Genomic DNA, 16,082 nt, shown 5'->3' with positions numbered 1-16,082 from the left:
AGCAATTGCAAAACAATTTTTTATATTTGATTACTTTGCAACTAAAATGAAGACTCAAACAGAGTCTAATAGCTGCAAAAATAGAATAAATTAAAACATGGCTAAGGTAAAATATTATTATGATGCTGATACGCTCTCGTATAGAAAAATAGAACGTAAAAAGCGAACCACATTTAAATACGCTACGGTTTTTCTGTTAGCCGCAGGCTTATTTGGCTTTTTGTGTTTTGCTGTTGCTAGCAACTACATAGAATCTCCTAAAGAACGACAACTCACAAGAGAACTCAATAACCTAGAGTTACAATATGAATTGCTCAATAAACGAATGGATGATGCCATAGCTGCATTAGAGAATGTTGAAGAACGAGATAACGCCATTTACAGATTGTATTTTGAAGCTAATCCTATACCCGAAGAACAACGAAGAGCAGGATTTGGTGGTGTTAATCGGTATAAAAAATATCAAGGGTTTGATAATTCTCAACTTATTGCAGAAACCAACAAACGCCTAGATATATTAGAAAAAGCAATAGTTGTACAATCTAAATCACTTGATGAAATTGCAAAATTAGCCGAGGATAAAGAAAAATTTTTAGAAGCTATACCTGCCATACAGCCTGTGAGCAATAAAGATTTAACCAGGATGGCTTCGGGCTATGGTTACAGAACCGATCCATTTACAAAGGTTAGAAAATTTCATTTTGGTATGGATTTTACCGCACCAAGAGGTACGCCTGTATATGCAACAGGCGATGGTATTGTGAGACGAGCAGACAATAGCTCAACAGGCTATGGAAAACACATTAGAGTAGATCACGGTTATGGTTACATAACACTTTATGCACACCTTTATAAATATAACGTAAGAGTAAATCAGCGCGTTAAGCGTGGAGATTTAATTGGCTTTGTTGGCAGTACTGGTCGCTCAGAAGCACCACATTTACATTATGAAGTTTTTAAAGATGGTGAACGTATTAATCCTATCAACTTTTACTACGGTAATTTATCACCAGAAGAATTTGATGTACTCTTAAGAAAGGCATCCTTAGAAAACCAATCCCTCGATTAATATGCATTTAGATTTACCTGAAAAACGCTATTATGCTATTGGAGAAGTTGCCAAAGCCTTTAATGTAAATGCATCCTTAATTAGATTTTGGGAAAAGGAATTTGACATTATTAAGCCTAAAAAGAATACCAAAGGAAACCGAAAGTTTACACCAGAAGATATTAAAAATTTAAAGTTTATTTATCACCTTGTAAAGGAAAGAGGCTTTACGTTAGAAGGGGCTAAAATTCATTTAAAAGAAGAAAAAAAACAAGCGCTTGAAAAGTTTGAAATTGTTGAAAAACTTCAGAACATTAAAGCACAACTTATTAAAATAAAATCACAACTTTAACTAAAATTAATCATGAAAAAACTACTCATCTTCGTTGCTATAATCGTTGTTTTAGGACTATTAGTGTACAAACCTGTCGTAGGCTTTAATAATACAGCTGTAGAATATGAAGCAGATGCCAAAACAGCTTGGTCTAATGTTGAAAGCTCGTACCAAAGAAGAAACGATCTTATCGGTAATTTAATTAAAACGGTACAAGGGGCTGCAGATTTTGAACGTACAACGCTAAGAGAAGTTATTGAAGCGCGTGCTAAAGCAACATCTACCACCATAGATGCTAGTAATTTAACAGCAGAAAACATAGCTCAATTTCAACAAGCCCAAAGTGGCTTAAGCGGAGCACTATCTAAGTTATTAGTGTCTGTTGAGCGTTACCCAGAACTAAAAGCCAACCAAAACTTCTTAGAATTGCAGAGCCAATTAGAAGGCACAGAGAATCGTATAAATATTGCCAGAGATCGTTATAACGAGAGCGTTAATATTTATGATAAACATACCACTAAATTCCCTGGGAAAATCCTAGCTGGCTGGTTTGGATTTGAGGAAATGCCACGTTACAAAGCAGATCCTGGAAGCGAAAACGCACCAGACGTTAATTTTGAATTCAACTAAAATTTAATCATGCCATATATAGAAGATTTCCTAACCAGCCATGAAGAAGAGGAAATCGTTGAAGCCATTCGTGTAGCAGAGCAAGAAACCTCGGGAGAAATCCGTGTACACATAGAACAAAAGTGTGTTTCTGATGTTTACGAGCGTGCTTTAGAGGTGTTTCATTTACTAAAAATGGACAATACTAAGGACCAGAATGGTGTCCTTATTTATGTGGCTGTAGATAATAAGTCCTTTGTGATTTTTGGAGATCAAGGCATTAATAATGTCGTTGACGCTAATTTCTGGAACTCTACCAGAGATAAAATAGCAACGCAATTTAAATCTGGTAGTTTCAAACAAGGATTAATAAATGGCGTAAAAGAAGCAGGCAATGTACTCGCCAAGTATTTCCCTTGGAAACATGGAGATAGAAACGAATTAGACAACTCAATTTCTAAAGGATGAAATGTAGTAGGCACTTTTCAGTAAACAGTAAACAGTTAGCTAGTGGTTTAAAGATCTTGTTTTTTATTACAACTCTTTTTACTAGTAGACTTGTTGAAGCCCAATATAAGATTCCGCCAATTCCTAAGATTGAAACAAGCGTTTACGATGAAATAGGCTTGCTAAGTGCTTCAGAAAGGCAGAATTTAGAGCAAAAGCTAATTCGCTACTCAGACACAACTTCAACACAAATCGTTATTGCTACTATAAGTTCAACTAACGGAGAATATATAAATTATTTAGGAGCACAATGGGCAGAAGCTTGGGGTATTGGACAGGCTGATAAAGACAATGGGATTTTTATCCTTTTAGCAAAAGATGATCGTAAAATAGGTATTAATACAGGTAAGGGAGTTGAGCATCTGCTAACCGACGCTCTTAGCAAACGAATTATAAATAGAGATATTATTCCCTATTTTAAGCGTAATGATTATTACGGTGGACTCAATAGAGCAACGGATGCCATTTTTGAAGTGATGAGTGGCGAATACCAAGGCAGTCGTAAGGCTAATGCAGTACTTTTTCCGTTTGAAATATTTATTTTTCTGTTTATCCTCTTTATTATCTTCGTTATTATTATTTCTAAAAGCCGTGGTGGTGGACATGGTGGTAATGGTGGCCACAGAGGTAATGATGATGCTAAAAGTATTCTTGAAGCTATAATCTTAAGCAACATGGGACGCGGCAGTTACTCTAGAGGCTCTTCTTCTGGTGGTATATTTGGTGGTGGTTCATCTGGCGGAAGCTTTGGTGGAGGCGGATTTGGTGGTGGCTTTGGAGGCGGAAGCTTTGGAGGTGGTGGAGCCTCTGGCGGATGGTAAAACTACTCAAAATATCCTATTGGCTAATCAAAAAAGAAAACACCACCATTATCAGGTTCCCCCTTACTCCCTAAACTATTAAACTTGTAACTAAAACTCAACATAAAAAAGCGTCTTAAAACTGTGCTCTCAGAATCCTGAATAAAGTCTTGATTAGCTATACGTCTGGCATTAGTATTTTGGTTGAGTAAGTCATAAACTTTTAATGTAATCAGCCCTTGATCTTTGAGTATAGAATATGCTAACGTAGAATTCCAAAACCATGAACTTTTCTGAAAACCGTCCGCAACATTTGGGTTATAGTTAAATGCAATATCATTTCGCCACTCGAGCTCCTTAGGGATAAAAGTTGCTGTTCGTATTCCTGCCGAGTGTGTGGTAAACTGTCTATCTTCAAAAGCTTCAATATCAAACGCATTATTGGTAAAATTTAAACGATAATACGGCTTAAATTCTAATACCTTATCCCAATAATATTCTATCCCAATATTAGGAGAGTAGGTAGATACTTTACTAGAATACTTAACAGCGTTATTAAAATTGATTCTATTATTAAAGTTATACCTAGCACCAACTCTAAATTTGATAGTACGTACGGTATCTATCTTAAAATCCTTGCTATAGTTACCCGAAATGCCATAGGTATAATTTCCATCTACGTTATCGTAGGTGGTCGTTCTACTTAAGGTTTCAGGATTTACAACGGTACGTGTAATCACTTGGTTATTTGTGATACTTGCATTTACATTGGTATAAAAACCTGTGCGCTTTTGCCAATCGAACCCGTTGTAACCTCCATAAAAGCTATGCCTATTAGATGGCGCTAAGTTTGGGTTACCAATGACAACATTTAATGGATTAGAAACATCTGTAAACGCTTGTAACTGCCTAATACCTGGTGGATTATTACTTAGTCTATAACCTGCGTAAATTGATGCTTTAGGGCTAAAACGGTAATTAAAATTAGAACGTGCTTCAATGTTTTTAAATGTACGCTCAACATTAAACTGCGGCCTCAATAAATCCTGATTCTTTAAAGTTCTAATATTGTAACCAATATTAAATCGTGTAGACCACTTTTCGCCACGATAGGTAAGGCCAAACTCTGGTATACTGCGTATATCCCTATATTCAAAGTCGGTACTTAAATCAGTATTAAAATCTGTAAAATCAAATGTTGCATCGTTAAAATCAAAGGTACTCTGTCTGTTTTTATCTTTATCCTTTGAAAATTCGTACTCAAAGTTGAGAAAGAACTTTTTTGAAATTATCGGATAGCGATAGGTTATACTGGTAGAAACGCCATAACTGTTATTCTCTCCATCTGTAAACTGGTTTCTAAGTATTGAATCTGGATTATCACCCAAAATTTGAGCTTCAGAATTTATAAAATCATCACTTTCTTGCTGGTCAACTTCAGTTTCTAGTCGCAATCTAATAAACCCACCTTTGTTACCATAACGTTTAGTTGCTGTTAACTCGTTCGAAAAATTCCTCGCAAAACTTTCTACGTTAGAGTTAACATCTGATGTATTGGTTAATACCAACTCATCATTAAAGGTTTCGTCTTGGCTTTCAAAACGTGTTCTATTTCTTGAGTAGCCAAATGAGGGTTCTATACTAAGTTGAAATGTTGAATCGGTCTCTATTTCAAATTCCAGATTAAAAGTATGACTGTCGTTTTCGTTCTCACTTTTCGATTCCGAATTACTAAAAAATCTAGAATCTGCTAAAATAGTTTCGCGCTGTGACGACGTTTCATTTTCAGAACTACTCGAAGCATAAAAATAATCACTAGAAATCTCAGTATAATTGCCTATTTCATCCGCATAATTAAACCCAGCATTTTGCGAAGTTGTAATGCCCTCTCCACCTCCAAAGGAACGACCACCAATTGAAAACGAACCATTACTACTAAAGTTTATACCGCCTCCACGACCAAACATTTTAGAAATTTCTCCAAAACTAAATCCTGGCGAATTGGTATTATTACCTCCCGCTAATACACTAATGCGTCTGTCATTATCAAAGAAATTGACCATCCCTGCAAATTCATAACGATCATCAGTACCAGCACCACCAGCAACTCTACCAAATACACCTTTGTTATTTTCTTCTTTTATCGTTAAGTTAATGGTCTTATTTTCTTTATCACCTTCTTCGCCAGTAAAGGCTTCTGCTTTAGTTTTGGTATCTACAACTTGTATTTTCTCAATAATATCTTTAGTTAAGTTTTTAGTTGTAATTGTTGGGTCGTTTCCAAAAAAAGGTTTGCCATTCACTAAAATCTTATTTACGCTCTTACCATTAACTGTAATAGTACCTTCATCATCGACCTCAACACCAGGTAATTTTTTTAACAAATCTTCTACGGTTGCATCTTTTTTGGTTTTAAACGATTTTACATTAAATTCTAGCGTATCCTTTTTAATGGTAATTGGAGCTGTTGACTTCACAAGAACTTCACCTAACATATTGTCGTCAACAGTGAGGTTTATAGTTTTAAGGTCAATCGTCTCTTTATCAATTTTAATAGATTTAAAATAGGTGTTGTAGCCTACATAAGAGATATACAGGTTTAGGCTTTTATCGTAAGTTGTGCCTTCTAATTTAAATTGTCCGTCTTTATCTGAAATAGTGTATGTAACAACACTACTATCTTTAACACGTTCTAAATAAACTGTGGCAGATTCTAAAGGTTTTTTATCGTCTTTTGCTTGAAGATTCCCTGAAATTTCGAATGATTTTTCTTGAGCATGGGCAAACAGCACAAAAAAAAGAGCGAAAACAAGTGATTGTCTTTTCATTAAAGTAAAAAAAAAGATCCCGGAACACGTAAAGCTCAGGTAGATTGATGATTGATTAGTTTACTATCAACGTCATTATATAAGAAATCGTATGTTTTTCTTAAATTCATTATAAAAAGATAAAATGAAATTTATTTTTTTCTCATATAAACACTAACAGGAACACCATTAAAATCGAATTGATCGCGTAATTTATTTTCTAAAAAACGCTTGTAAGGCTCTTTAACATATTGTGGTAAATTACAGAAAAATGCAAATTGAGGTTGCGGAGTTGGTAACTGCATTATGTATTTAATTTTTACATATTTCCCTTTGTAAGCTGGAGGTGGATTGTGCTCTATAACAGGTAACAAAACATCATTAAGTACGCTAGTTTTAATTCGCTTTGTTCTATTTTTATAAACCTCTACTGCAGTTTCAATAGCTTTAAAAATACGCTGTTTGTTTAGTACGGATATAAAAATAATGGGTACATCTGTAAACGGAGCTATTTCTTTTCGGATATGCTGTTCAAACTCTTTGGCTGTTTTAGTATTCTTCTCTACTAAATCCCATTTGTTAACTAAAATTACAATACCTTTTCTATTGCGCTCAGCTAACCAAAATATATTTTGAACCTGTCCATCGAATCCTCGAGTTGCATCGAGCACTAATAAACATACATCGCTATGTTCTATGGCTCGTACACTTCGCATTACAGAATAAAACTCTAGGTCTTCCTTCACCTTAGCTTTACGTCGAATACCTGCGGTATCCACAAGGTTAAATTCAAATCCGAAACGATTGTATTTAGTATCTATGGAGTCTCTGGTTGTACCTGCTATATCTGTAACTATATAGCGCTCTTCGCCAATTAACGCATTTATAAAAGAAGATTTCCCAGCATTTGGTCTCCCAACGACAGCAAAACGTGGTAATTGTTCTTCTTCAACCTCTTCTTTTTCTGGTAAAGCGTCAACAACAGCATCTAACAAATCGCCTGTACCACTTCCGTTTATGCTTGCTATTGTAAAATAATCTCCTAACCCTAATGCGTAAAACTCTACAGCATCTTCGGCACGTTTGTTATTGTCTACTTTATTAACCACAAGAAAAACAGGCTTATCAACTTTACGAAGTAAATTTGCAACATCTTTGTCCATCCCAGTTATACCTGCCTCAACATCTACCATAAATATTATAGCATCTGCTTCGTCAATGGCCAGCTCAACTTGCTTGTCTATTTCAGCTTCAAAAACATCATCACTACCAACCACGTAACCACCTGTATCAATGATGGAAAATTCTCGTCCATTCCAATCGGTTTTTCCATAGTGACGGTCTCTTGTAACACCACTTACGGCATCGACTATGGCTTCTCGTCTTTTGATTAAGCGATTAAAAAAAGTTGATTTCCCAACATTTGGTCGTCCTACAACGGCAACTATATTTCCCATATCATAAAGTTTTATTCTGCATTACATATCCTGTAAGCGACTGCAAAGGTAGGGTTTTAGAATTTGAGATTGTAGATTGTAGATTGTAGATTGTAGATTTGAGATTTGAGATTTGAGATTTGAGATTTTGGATTTTGGATTTGCGAATGAATAATAACTTATTATTTCTGGTTGTAACCAAAACGCTTTAACTGTCTTTCATTACTTCTCCAATTCTTATTCACCTTTACATACAATTCTAAATGTACTTGTTTGCCAAAGAATTTTTCGAGGTCCTTACGAGCCTCTACACCTACTCGCTTTAGAGCCGATCCTTTATGCCCTATGATGATTCCTTTTTGAGTTTCGCGTTCTACCATAATAACAGAGCGCATTTTGATTATCTTTTCTTCCTCAAAAAATTCTTCGGTATCAACCTCTACCGCATAAGGTATCTCTTTTTTGTAGTGCAATAGAATTTTTTCTCTAATGGCTTCATTTACAAAAAAACGCTCTGGCTTATCTGTAAGTTGGTCTTTTGGATAAAATGGTTGGGACTCTGGTAAGAGTTCTATTATTCTATTAAAAACATTCTGAACATTAAATCCCTTTAATGCAGATATAGGATAAAACTCGGCATTAGGCACTTTAGTTTGCCAAAGTTGAGCTTGCTCTTCTAATTGCTCTTGATTAGAATTATCTATTTTATTTAATAATAATAAAACAGGAATTTTTGAATTTGTAATCCTTTTAAAAAATGTGTCGTCCTTTAATTCCTTTTCACCTATTTCTACCATGTAAATTAAAACATCTGCATCTTCAAAAGCAGATTTTACAAAATCCATCATAGAACTTTGAAGCTCATAAGCAGGTTTAATAATTCCTGGTGTGTCGGATAATACAACTTGAAAATCTTCACCATTAACTATACCCAAAATACGATGTCTAGTGGTTTGCGCCTTTGATGTAATTATTGAGAGTTTCTCACCAATAAATGCGTTCATCAATGTGGACTTGCCAACGTTTGGATTACCAATAATATTTACAAAACCTGCTTTGTGCATAACTAAATTTTTAGGCAAAGTTACGACCTAGGTTTGTTAATTCCTCTATCATACAATACAATACTTCCTGCAACAGCTACATTAAGGCTTAACTGAGACTTAAATTTAACTAAGAAATGGCTCATCGCAATAGCTTGCTTAGATAGCCCGTGATCCTCTGCTCCTAATAAATACACACAGCGTCTAGGATGGTGAAAGGTTTCTAAATCCTCAGCTTCTTCTGCTAATTCTACACCAACTAAGCGTGCACCTTTGGGTAGATTATTAAAGAAATCGTCAAACGTTTCATAATGAAAGTACGGCATAGACTTTACCGCATTGTGCGTATCGCAAGCCTGTTTGGCATAGCGGTTACCTATAGTAAAAATAAAGCTGGCACCAAGATTTTGAGCTGAACGCCAAAGGACACCAAGATTTTCTGGTGTTTTTCCGTTGTGTATACCTATTCCGAAAAATTCGTTTGTAAAATTGTCATACATAATGATGCAAAAATAAAGGATACTGACAAAATGTAAGTTGTATTGAAAATGGCACTTTTTTTGGGTTTAGCGATGACACTTCATATAATTTAAAATTGTAATAAAATGAAAAAAGTATTTCTCTTTTTGTTCGTCGCAATTTTATCTACAAGTTGCAACGGACAAGATCAAAATTCAGCTAAGAAAGACGTGTCTAAGTCAGAAAATAAAGGTGATAGTTTACAAGATCCCAAAGAGCGCTGGGAAGTCAATAAAGAACTAGACGAAGATGGAAACATTATTCGCTACGACTCTATATATACCTGGTCTTCATCGGGAAACTTAAAAGGTATGCACAATGACAGTATTTTAAACAAAATGAAATCTAAGATGCAAAGGCGATTTTCAATGTTTCGATCTCCAAAAATGAATGCCTTAACCGAGCATGATTCTATTATGAAACAATTCTTCTCCAACGATTTCTTTAAGGATGATTTCTTCTTAAACGGTAGCGATTTTGGCTTTCCTAATATGGATGACATGATAAAACGAATGGAAGCCATGCGTCAACAATTTTTTGATAATAACCATGGATATATTATTCCACCAGAAGAAAAGAAAAACAAAGCCAAGAGTCCTAAAGTTATTGAGAAAAAACAAGTGTGAAATTTTATTGTTTAATAGTAAATCCATTAGATTATGAAAAAAGCACCAATTAAAGTTAGATTAGTTAACCAAGAAGGAAATATATATCAGATTAAGTTTCCAAACCTTAAAGTTCCTGTGACAGTTAACAAAGATTTATACTATAAGATGTTGAGAAGTGAAGACTATCAGTTTAGTGCTACTAATGCTGTTATAAATCAATCCTATTCTACATAGTTAAACCCAAAACTATTCGTTAAAATTTCAAAACCAAATACCAAAATGTATTTGGTTTTTTTGATATGAGCACTTAACTTGGTTGGATTGCGAGCCGTCTGAACATTTCGGCAAGCTCAATTTATCACTTTACGTCCTTTTACATAGGTTTTTAAATAAAAAAAGTCACAACTACAACGTTATGACTTTCAATTAGTAGCGGGAACTGGACTCGAACCAGTGACCTTCGGGTTATGAGCCCGACGAGCTACCTACTGCTCTATCCCGCGATATTGGACAACAAATATACAACCCTTTTTAACTTTAGCAAGTATTAAAACAAAAAAATAACGCTCAATTTTCATTGAGCGCTAAAATTTTTAACTTCTATAAAAGTTAAGACACATTAATCTTCATTATCATCTTGTTCCTCATCTAAAGTAGCTAAACTACCTTTCATGTTTACATGATCTAAATCAAAATCCACGATATGTGGTAATTGATCTTTTAAGACCGCATAATTTCCTTTAAAGCCATTGTTGCTTAAGAGTAACGTTTTTAAATTAGTTAGCTGTACTAACTCATTTGGTAAACTACCATAAAACGCATTATTAGATAAGACTAACTCCTCTAATTGACTTAATTCTCCAATAGATGAAGGTACGGTTCCTAAAAAACTATTATCAAAAAGACTTAAAACTTTTAAAGATTTTAAGCCAGATATACTTGATGGTAACTTTCCCATAAATTGATTACTACTTAGTATTAAACTTTGTAGGTTAGAAAGTTGACCTATTGAGACAGGAATCTCTCCTGTAAAATTATTATTAAACATTTCTAAAATTACAAGACTACTCATATTACCAATATCTGAAGGGAGTCTACCACTTAGATTATTAGAAAATAATCGCAATTCTTCTAACGTTTTCATTGTCGTTAGTCCTTTAGGCAATTGACCTTGAAGCTTATTAAATGATAAATTTAGAACTTTAAGGCTAGTAAGATCAGATATTTCATTTGGCAATGTACCATTGAGGTTATTAAAACTTAGGTTAATTTCTACGACTTTATCATCCTTAACCGTTACACCATGCCATGTATTAATGGAGGTGTGTAAGTCCCAATTTGTATTCCAACTACTGCCTTCTGTTGCATTATACAAGGCAATAAGTGCTTCTTTTTCGTTATTGGAAACCTCGGCAAATGCAAAGGCCGATAGAAAGCAACATAATAGAGTTAGTTTTAACGTTTTCATGATTGAGGTTTAATTTGAGGGCTTCTTAACGCTTCAAATATAAACTTAAACACCGTTAAATGCAAATTTATTCGACGAAATGCATGTTTGAATTCGCTATTGAAAATTTTACATCTGCGTTTAGACCACTATTGTTCTAAATTTTCGACGTTAAATTGAATAATTTGTTGCGCTTGCACAGTTACGGAAACTTGCATTGGATTGCAACATATTTCGCAATCCTCTACATAAGATTGTTGCGGCTGAGAAAAATCAATTAACATAGAAATCTGTTCCCAGCAATATGGACACTGAAAAAAATGCTCTTCCATGACTACTAAAATTCTACATTTAACAATTCTCCACTAATTTGCAAGACTAAAACTTCGGCTAGTTTAGCATCATACTTAGCCTGATTCTTATTTAATTCTGCCGATAATAAATTAAGCTGCGCTTGTCTAAATTCTATAGAAGTTGCTTGACCTAGTTTAAACTTTTCTTTAGTGCGTAAAAAGTTGTTTTTTGCTGTCTTAATATTAGATTTTTGTACGTCAAATATTCTTAATTTATTTTGGTAATCGTCCCAGGCGTTATTAAAATTTCTTGTAACATCGAGTTTAAGCTGATCTTTTTCGAGTTTTTGATTTTCGAGATTTATTTGAGCATTCTTCACTCTAGTAATAGTACCTCCACCATCAAACAAATTCCAAGTTAAATTTAAACCACCAGACAATCCTGTGTTTGAAGATACAGCCACAAAAGCTGCTGCATTATTATTATTTTCGTTCCAGCCGTAAGCACCTGTTAAACCAATTGTAGGTAGGTATCCGGATTTGTTAGCTTTTAATGTAAACTCATTAATTGCTATATTTTTTTCATTCTGAATTAACGTAACATTGTTTATGTATAGTTTATCTAAAAGTTCGTCTTTATTTAATTGAATTAAAAATGCAACCGTTGTATCTACAACAAACTCATTATCAATAGTGTTTCCTGTTACAAAATTAAGATTGCGCTTTGCATTAATAAGGCTCTGCTCTATGTTAATACTATTTATACTGTCGTTATTAATATCGACTTCGGCATTAAGTACATCTAACTTTGTATTTTGCCCATATTCAAATTGATACTCAGCTCTTGTTAACCTGTCTTTTGAAATTTTTAAAGTTTCTTCTAATGATTTTAAATTCTCTGAGCGCCTTGCCACGTCATAATATACCGTAAGTAGTTGCGTAATTGTATTCTCTATGGTTGCTCTTGCCTGTAGGGCTGTTAAATTGTATTCTTCTTTTAATCGCTTATAGTCGTAACGACGGCCAAAACCATCAAAAAGTGTATAGTTAAGACTTAAACCTGCATTGTAACGCGAGCTAGTTGCACCATTTAAAGTGGTAGACTCTCCGTTGGTAAATTCTGCAGAAATATTATCTCTATTGTAAGTTGCGCCTGCATTCCCTGTTAATGTTGGCAAAAACCCTGAGTTTAAAATATCTTTATTATTTGCCGCAATTTCAACATTATTATTGGCTATTTTTATACCGTAATTATGCTCTAATGCCAAGCTAATAGCATCAGATGGCTTTATAACTTGCTGAGCTACACCTTGAAAAGATAAACCTAAGGCTAGCACTAATACGATGTAATTAAAATTATAGGTCTTCATTTCCGTCTGTTATCAGATGTTCTTTGTTGTACAAAACCTTAAGTGTGTTAGATGTCGCCTCTGCATTACGTTCTTTTATGGCGCGCTCTACTTCTTCTTTAGTAATATCGTTACCTGTTATTAACCATTTAATATTCTTTTTTAAGAAATTACTAAATGAAAGAAAAATAGGTAATACTACCAAAGTTAAAACTGTAGCAAAGCCAATACCATAGGCAATAGAAACAGCCATTGGTATTAAGAATTGTGCTTGTCTACTTTCCTCAAAAATAAGTGGTGCAAGACCAGCTACAGTGGTTAAAGAGGTTAAAAATATAGCTCTAAAACGGGAGCGTCCAGCTTCGTATAAGGCATCATCAAAGCCTAGGCCTTCTCTTAGGTTTCTATTAAACTTACCTATTAAAACCAATCCGTCATTAACCATAATACCTATTAACGCTATTATACCAAGCATTGAAAGAATATTGACAGGAAAATCGTGTATCCAATGTCCCCAAGCTACTGCTGGTAAACTTAACGGAATTAATAATAATAACAAAAAGGGTTGACTGTAGCTTCTAAATGTAAATGCTATTACTATATAGATAAGTGCCAAAACAATCCAACCGACTCCAAGAGATTTAATTAATTTTAAGCGTTCTCTATTTTGCCCTTCGTAAGATGGTGTTACTGTTGGATATTTAGATAAAATCTCTGGCATAATGTCATCTCTAAGCTCTGCCATTATATCTGTTGCACTTGTCTTTTTGGTGTCTTTAATATCTGCAGATACCTGTATTTCTCTTCGACCATCTAAATGGTTTATCGCAACATCACCTCGCGCTATAGTGTAACTTGCAATTTCTTTTAATGGCACTTTTTGTCCATTTGGTGCCGTTATACGCATATTATCTAGGTTGTTTACAGAAGAACGATTTACTCTATCATAACGCACCCAAACTCTAATTTCATCTTGCCCTCTCTGAAAACGTTGCGCCTGAGAACCAAAAAATGCAGAACGCACTTGTGTCATTACTGTTCTAAGATTTAGTCCAAGAGCGTAGGCACTTTCATTGAGTTTTAATTTAATTTCTTTAATACCAGCAGGATCATTATCTGTAACATCTTTTAGCAGTATGTTATCTTCTAAGCTTTTCTTTAATTCGGACTTTACTGCTTTTAATTCAGCAATATCATTACCGAGTAATGACACCGAAACAGGCAAGCCTCCAAAATTTCCTCCGCCTCCATAGACCAAACTTTCTATACCAATTACTGGCCCTACACGCTCGCTCAGCCTATTGGTTACTAAGTCTGAAGTTATTTCGTTTGGTCGTTCTTCTCCCGGCAATAAATTTATAGTTAATGACGCTGTTGAAGAACCTGGCCCAATATTTTTAATCATATTTTCTACAAGATGCTTCTCATTCTCATCTCCAAGATACTCTTTATTAATCTCATTAGTTACCTCAATAGCTTTAGCTTCAATAAATGAAATAATGCTATCTGTAACTTTTTCATTGGTACCGTTTGGCATATTTAATGACACATCTATTCTATCGCTTGCAATTCTGGGGAAAAATGCTCCTCTAATAATACCACCTTGAAAACTGGCATTGGTTAGCATAAAGAATACTATAAAAAATGAAATCGTTAAAAATTTATAATTGAGCGCAAATCTTAGAATCGGACTATAAACCTTATCACGTAACCATCGCATTATAAAATCACCAAATGTATTGATGTATCTTAATTTTGAAAACACCTTTTGGATTACACCAAAAAATCCCGTTTTCTGCACAGGACTCTCTGCTCTTAACGCTTTTGAATGTGCTAAATGCGCAGGTAATATAATTAAAGCCTCTACCAATGACACTAGTAATGTTAGCATCACCACTACGGAAACTTCACCAAAAAACTCACCAATTCTACCGTCTAGAAATAAGAAGATACCAAAGGCTAAAATGGTTGTTAAAATTGCAGAGACAATAGCAGGAAGTACCTCCATAACACCGTCTATTGCTGCTTCTTCGGGTGATTTTCCTTTTTCGTATTGTTGGTAAATATTTTCTGCAATTACAATGCCATCATCTACCAAGATACCTATTACAATAATCATCGCAAATAGCGATAACACGTTAATTGTAACATTAAAATAACCTGCAAACATAAACATACCTGCAAAAGCTACTGGTAAACCTACCGCTACCCAAAATGCTAGCCGTGTATTTAAGAATAATGACAAAAACAGTAAAACTAAAAGCATACCAATAATGGCATTTTCTGCAAGTAAGTTTTTACGCTGTACTAACGTTGTAGAAAGATCTCTAATAACATTTAGCTGCACATTTTCGTACTTTTGATTAAAGTCTTCTATGTAAACTTTTGTTGCTTCTGCTGTAGAAATTAAATCTTCAGTATTTGTACTTGTAATGGTAATATTAATGGACAAATCTCCATTAAAATAATTAGAATTTGGTGTTTCAGAAAACTGATCTCTTACAACTGCAATATCTTTTAATTGGATAATACGACCCGAAGCATCTGCTTTTACGACTAAATTAGATAACTCATCCGCATAATAAGAACGTGAGTTGGCTCTAATCAAATATTCTTCAGCGTTTGTTTTTATAGTTCCACCTGTAGTGATAAGACTAGATTCATTTATGGCCTGAGAAACTTCTGCAAAAGTTAAATTGTAAGCTAATAAATTGGTTTCATTAAGTGCTATTTCTATTTCCTCTTCTGGATAACCCGAAATTTGAATTTGAGAAATACCGTCTATGCCTCTTAAGTCATTTTCAACCTGTCTCCCTATTTGTTTTAAAGTTACCAATGGAATTTTAGAGCCACTAATTGCAAATGCTATTGTGGGTCTAGACGCTTCTTGTTTGGCTACAATAAGAGGTTCCATACCAACAGGGAACGACGGTACACGATCTACAGCGTTTTTGACTTCGAGCAGCATAAAATCTATGTCTTTGCCCTTTTCAATTTCAACATTTATCGTTCCACTATTTTCTCTAGAGGTAGATGTAACCCGCTCTACACCATTTAAACCCTTAAGATTATCCTCTATTTTTAAAACAATACCTTCTTCTACCTCTTGAGGTGATGCGCCTGGATAGGCAACGTTAATTGTAATATTTTTAGAATCGATTAAAGGAAAAAACGAGGACTTTAGACTTTTAGCTCCAAAGTAACCAAAAATAAGAAATGACCACATGATCACGTTAACAGGAACGCTATACTTAATGAAAAAAGCAATTAGTTTTCTCATCT

At 34.4% G+C, this 16,082-nt stretch carries 15 protein-coding genes and 1 tRNA gene; 7 read left to right on the top strand and 9 right to left on the bottom strand.

Annotated features, from left to right (window positions below; translation table 11 throughout):
- The first annotated feature begins 97 nt into the window (after positions 1-97).
- The 5 genes from Q0800_RS11725 to Q0800_RS11705 are packed head-to-tail and all read left to right on the top strand — an operon-like array spanning position 98 to position 3,319.
- Positions 98-1,069, top strand: coding sequence for a M23 family metallopeptidase (locus Q0800_RS11725; RefSeq protein WP_299129880.1), 972 nt, complete (start codon positions 98-100; stop codon positions 1,067-1,069).
- Between the two features lies 1 nt (position 1,070).
- Positions 1,071-1,400 (top strand): MerR family transcriptional regulator, encoded by a 330-nt coding sequence (locus Q0800_RS11720; RefSeq protein ID WP_299129878.1) that lies wholly within the window; start codon positions 1,071-1,073, stop codon positions 1,398-1,400.
- A gap of 12 nt (positions 1,401-1,412) precedes the next feature.
- Positions 1,413-2,012 carry a LemA family protein gene (locus tag Q0800_RS11715; RefSeq protein ID WP_299129875.1) on the top strand — a complete coding sequence of 200 codons (600 nt, stop codon included), beginning with the start codon at positions 1,413-1,415 and terminating at the stop codon, positions 2,010-2,012.
- 9 nt (positions 2,013-2,021) lie between these two features.
- Positions 2,022-2,459, top strand: a complete 438-nt coding sequence (locus Q0800_RS11710) for a TPM domain-containing protein (protein ID WP_299129873.1) — start codon at positions 2,022-2,024, stop codon at positions 2,457-2,459.
- Positions 2,456-3,319, top strand: coding sequence for a YgcG family protein (locus tag Q0800_RS11705; protein WP_299129871.1), 864 nt, complete (start codon positions 2,456-2,458; stop codon positions 3,317-3,319). The genes Q0800_RS11710 and Q0800_RS11705 overlap by 4 nt, the downstream gene beginning before the upstream one ends.
- Before the next feature lie 23 nt (positions 3,320-3,342).
- Here the strand turns inward: Q0800_RS11705 and Q0800_RS11700 are convergent, their stop codons facing one another.
- From Q0800_RS11700 to Q0800_RS11685, 4 genes are all read right to left on the bottom strand, one after another.
- The gene (locus tag Q0800_RS11700) at positions 3,343-6,126 is read right to left on the bottom strand and encodes an outer membrane beta-barrel protein (protein ID WP_299129868.1); all 2,784 of its coding nucleotides are present in this window, start codon (positions 6,124-6,126) and stop codon (positions 3,343-3,345) included.
- A 131-nt stretch (positions 6,127-6,257) separates the two neighbouring features.
- Positions 6,258-7,562, bottom strand: a complete 1,305-nt coding sequence (der, locus tag Q0800_RS11695; RefSeq protein WP_299129866.1) for a ribosome biogenesis GTPase Der — start codon at positions 7,560-7,562, stop codon at positions 6,258-6,260.
- 161 nt (positions 7,563-7,723) lie between these two features.
- Positions 7,724-8,605 carry a GTPase Era gene (gene era, locus Q0800_RS11690; protein ID WP_299129864.1) on the bottom strand — a complete coding sequence of 294 codons (882 nt, stop codon included), beginning with the start codon at positions 8,603-8,605 and terminating at the stop codon, positions 7,724-7,726.
- Between the two features lie 20 nt (positions 8,606-8,625).
- Entirely contained in the window at positions 8,626-9,084 is a 459-nt protein-coding gene (locus Q0800_RS11685; RefSeq protein ID WP_299129862.1) for an RNA methyltransferase, read from the bottom strand.
- A 105-nt stretch (positions 9,085-9,189) separates the two neighbouring features.
- Between Q0800_RS11685 and Q0800_RS11680 the strand changes: the two genes are divergently transcribed.
- Together Q0800_RS11680 and Q0800_RS11675 are read left to right on the top strand one after the other, a co-directional pair.
- On the top strand, positions 9,190-9,729 hold the full coding sequence (locus Q0800_RS11680; protein ID WP_299129860.1) for a hypothetical protein: 540 nt from the start codon (positions 9,190-9,192) through the stop codon (positions 9,727-9,729).
- 33 nt (positions 9,730-9,762) lie between these two features.
- The gene (locus Q0800_RS11675; RefSeq protein WP_299129856.1) at positions 9,763-9,945 is read left to right on the top strand and encodes a hypothetical protein; all 183 of its coding nucleotides are present in this window, start codon (positions 9,763-9,765) and stop codon (positions 9,943-9,945) included.
- Between the two features lie 196 nt (positions 9,946-10,141).
- Here Q0800_RS11675 and Q0800_RS11670 read toward each other — a convergent pair.
- The 5 genes from Q0800_RS11670 to Q0800_RS11650 form a co-directional block, all read right to left on the bottom strand.
- Positions 10,142-10,214: transfer RNA gene (locus Q0800_RS11670), tRNA-Met, on the bottom strand.
- Positions 10,215-10,330: 116 nt separating this feature from the next.
- Positions 10,331-11,179, bottom strand: a complete 849-nt coding sequence (locus Q0800_RS11665; RefSeq protein ID WP_299129854.1) for a Two component regulator three Y domain protein — start codon at positions 11,177-11,179, stop codon at positions 10,331-10,333.
- 128 nt (positions 11,180-11,307) lie between these two features.
- Positions 11,308-11,490, bottom strand: coding sequence for a CPXCG motif-containing cysteine-rich protein (locus Q0800_RS11660; protein WP_299129851.1), 183 nt, complete (start codon positions 11,488-11,490; stop codon positions 11,308-11,310).
- A gap of 5 nt (positions 11,491-11,495) precedes the next feature.
- Complete coding sequence (locus tag Q0800_RS11655; RefSeq protein WP_299129847.1) at positions 11,496-12,821, bottom strand: TolC family protein; 1,326 nt, start codon at positions 12,819-12,821, stop codon at positions 11,496-11,498.
- Positions 12,808-16,080: an efflux RND transporter permease subunit gene (locus Q0800_RS11650; RefSeq protein ID WP_299129844.1), complete on the bottom strand. Its 3,273-nt coding sequence runs from the start codon at positions 16,078-16,080 to the stop codon at positions 12,808-12,810. The genes Q0800_RS11655 and Q0800_RS11650 overlap by 14 nt, the downstream gene beginning before the upstream one ends.
- Positions 16,081-16,082 lie beyond the last annotated feature (2 nt).

The organism is uncultured Winogradskyella sp. (assembly GCF_937958655.1).
Lineage (GTDB): Bacteria > Bacteroidota > Bacteroidia > Flavobacteriales > Flavobacteriaceae > Winogradskyella.
The sequence above is the reverse complement of the archived record's forward strand: the minus strand, read 5'-3'. Positions and strand labels throughout refer to the sequence as shown.

Excerpts from the sequence above, each read along its gene's own strand:
- Q0800_RS11725 (WP_299129880.1), top strand. The coding sequence starts at position 98 with ATGGCTAAGGTAAAATATTATTATGATGCTGATACGCTCTCGTATAGA.
- Q0800_RS11720 (WP_299129878.1), top strand. The coding sequence starts at position 1,071 with ATGCATTTAGATTTACCTGAAAAACGCTATTATGCTATTGGAGAAGTT.
- Q0800_RS11715 (WP_299129875.1), top strand. The coding sequence starts at position 1,413 with ATGAAAAAACTACTCATCTTCGTTGCTATAATCGTTGTTTTAGGACTA.
- Q0800_RS11710 (WP_299129873.1), top strand. The coding sequence starts at position 2,022 with ATGCCATATATAGAAGATTTCCTAACCAGCCATGAAGAAGAGGAAATC.
- Q0800_RS11705 (WP_299129871.1), top strand. The coding sequence starts at position 2,456 with ATGAAATGTAGTAGGCACTTTTCAGTAAACAGTAAACAGTTAGCTAGT.
- Q0800_RS11700 (WP_299129868.1), bottom strand. The coding sequence starts at position 6,126 with ATGAAAAGACAATCACTTGTTTTCGCTCTTTTTTTTGTGCTGTTTGCC.
- der (WP_299129866.1), bottom strand. The coding sequence starts at position 7,562 with ATGGGAAATATAGTTGCCGTTGTAGGACGACCAAATGTTGGGAAATCA.
- era (WP_299129864.1), bottom strand. The coding sequence starts at position 8,605 with ATGCACAAAGCAGGTTTTGTAAATATTATTGGTAATCCAAACGTTGGC.
- Q0800_RS11685 (WP_299129862.1), bottom strand. The coding sequence starts at position 9,084 with ATGTATGACAATTTTACAAACGAATTTTTCGGAATAGGTATACACAAC.
- Q0800_RS11680 (WP_299129860.1), top strand. The coding sequence starts at position 9,190 with ATGAAAAAAGTATTTCTCTTTTTGTTCGTCGCAATTTTATCTACAAGT.
- Q0800_RS11675 (WP_299129856.1), top strand. The coding sequence starts at position 9,763 with ATGAAAAAAGCACCAATTAAAGTTAGATTAGTTAACCAAGAAGGAAAT.
- Q0800_RS11665 (WP_299129854.1), bottom strand. The coding sequence starts at position 11,179 with ATGAAAACGTTAAAACTAACTCTATTATGTTGCTTTCTATCGGCCTTT.
- Q0800_RS11660 (WP_299129851.1), bottom strand. The coding sequence starts at position 11,490 with ATGGAAGAGCATTTTTTTCAGTGTCCATATTGCTGGGAACAGATTTCT.
- Q0800_RS11655 (WP_299129847.1), bottom strand. The coding sequence starts at position 12,821 with ATGAAGACCTATAATTTTAATTACATCGTATTAGTGCTAGCCTTAGGT.
- Q0800_RS11650 (WP_299129844.1), bottom strand. The coding sequence starts at position 16,080 with ATGAGAAAACTAATTGCTTTTTTCATTAAGTATAGCGTTCCTGTTAAC.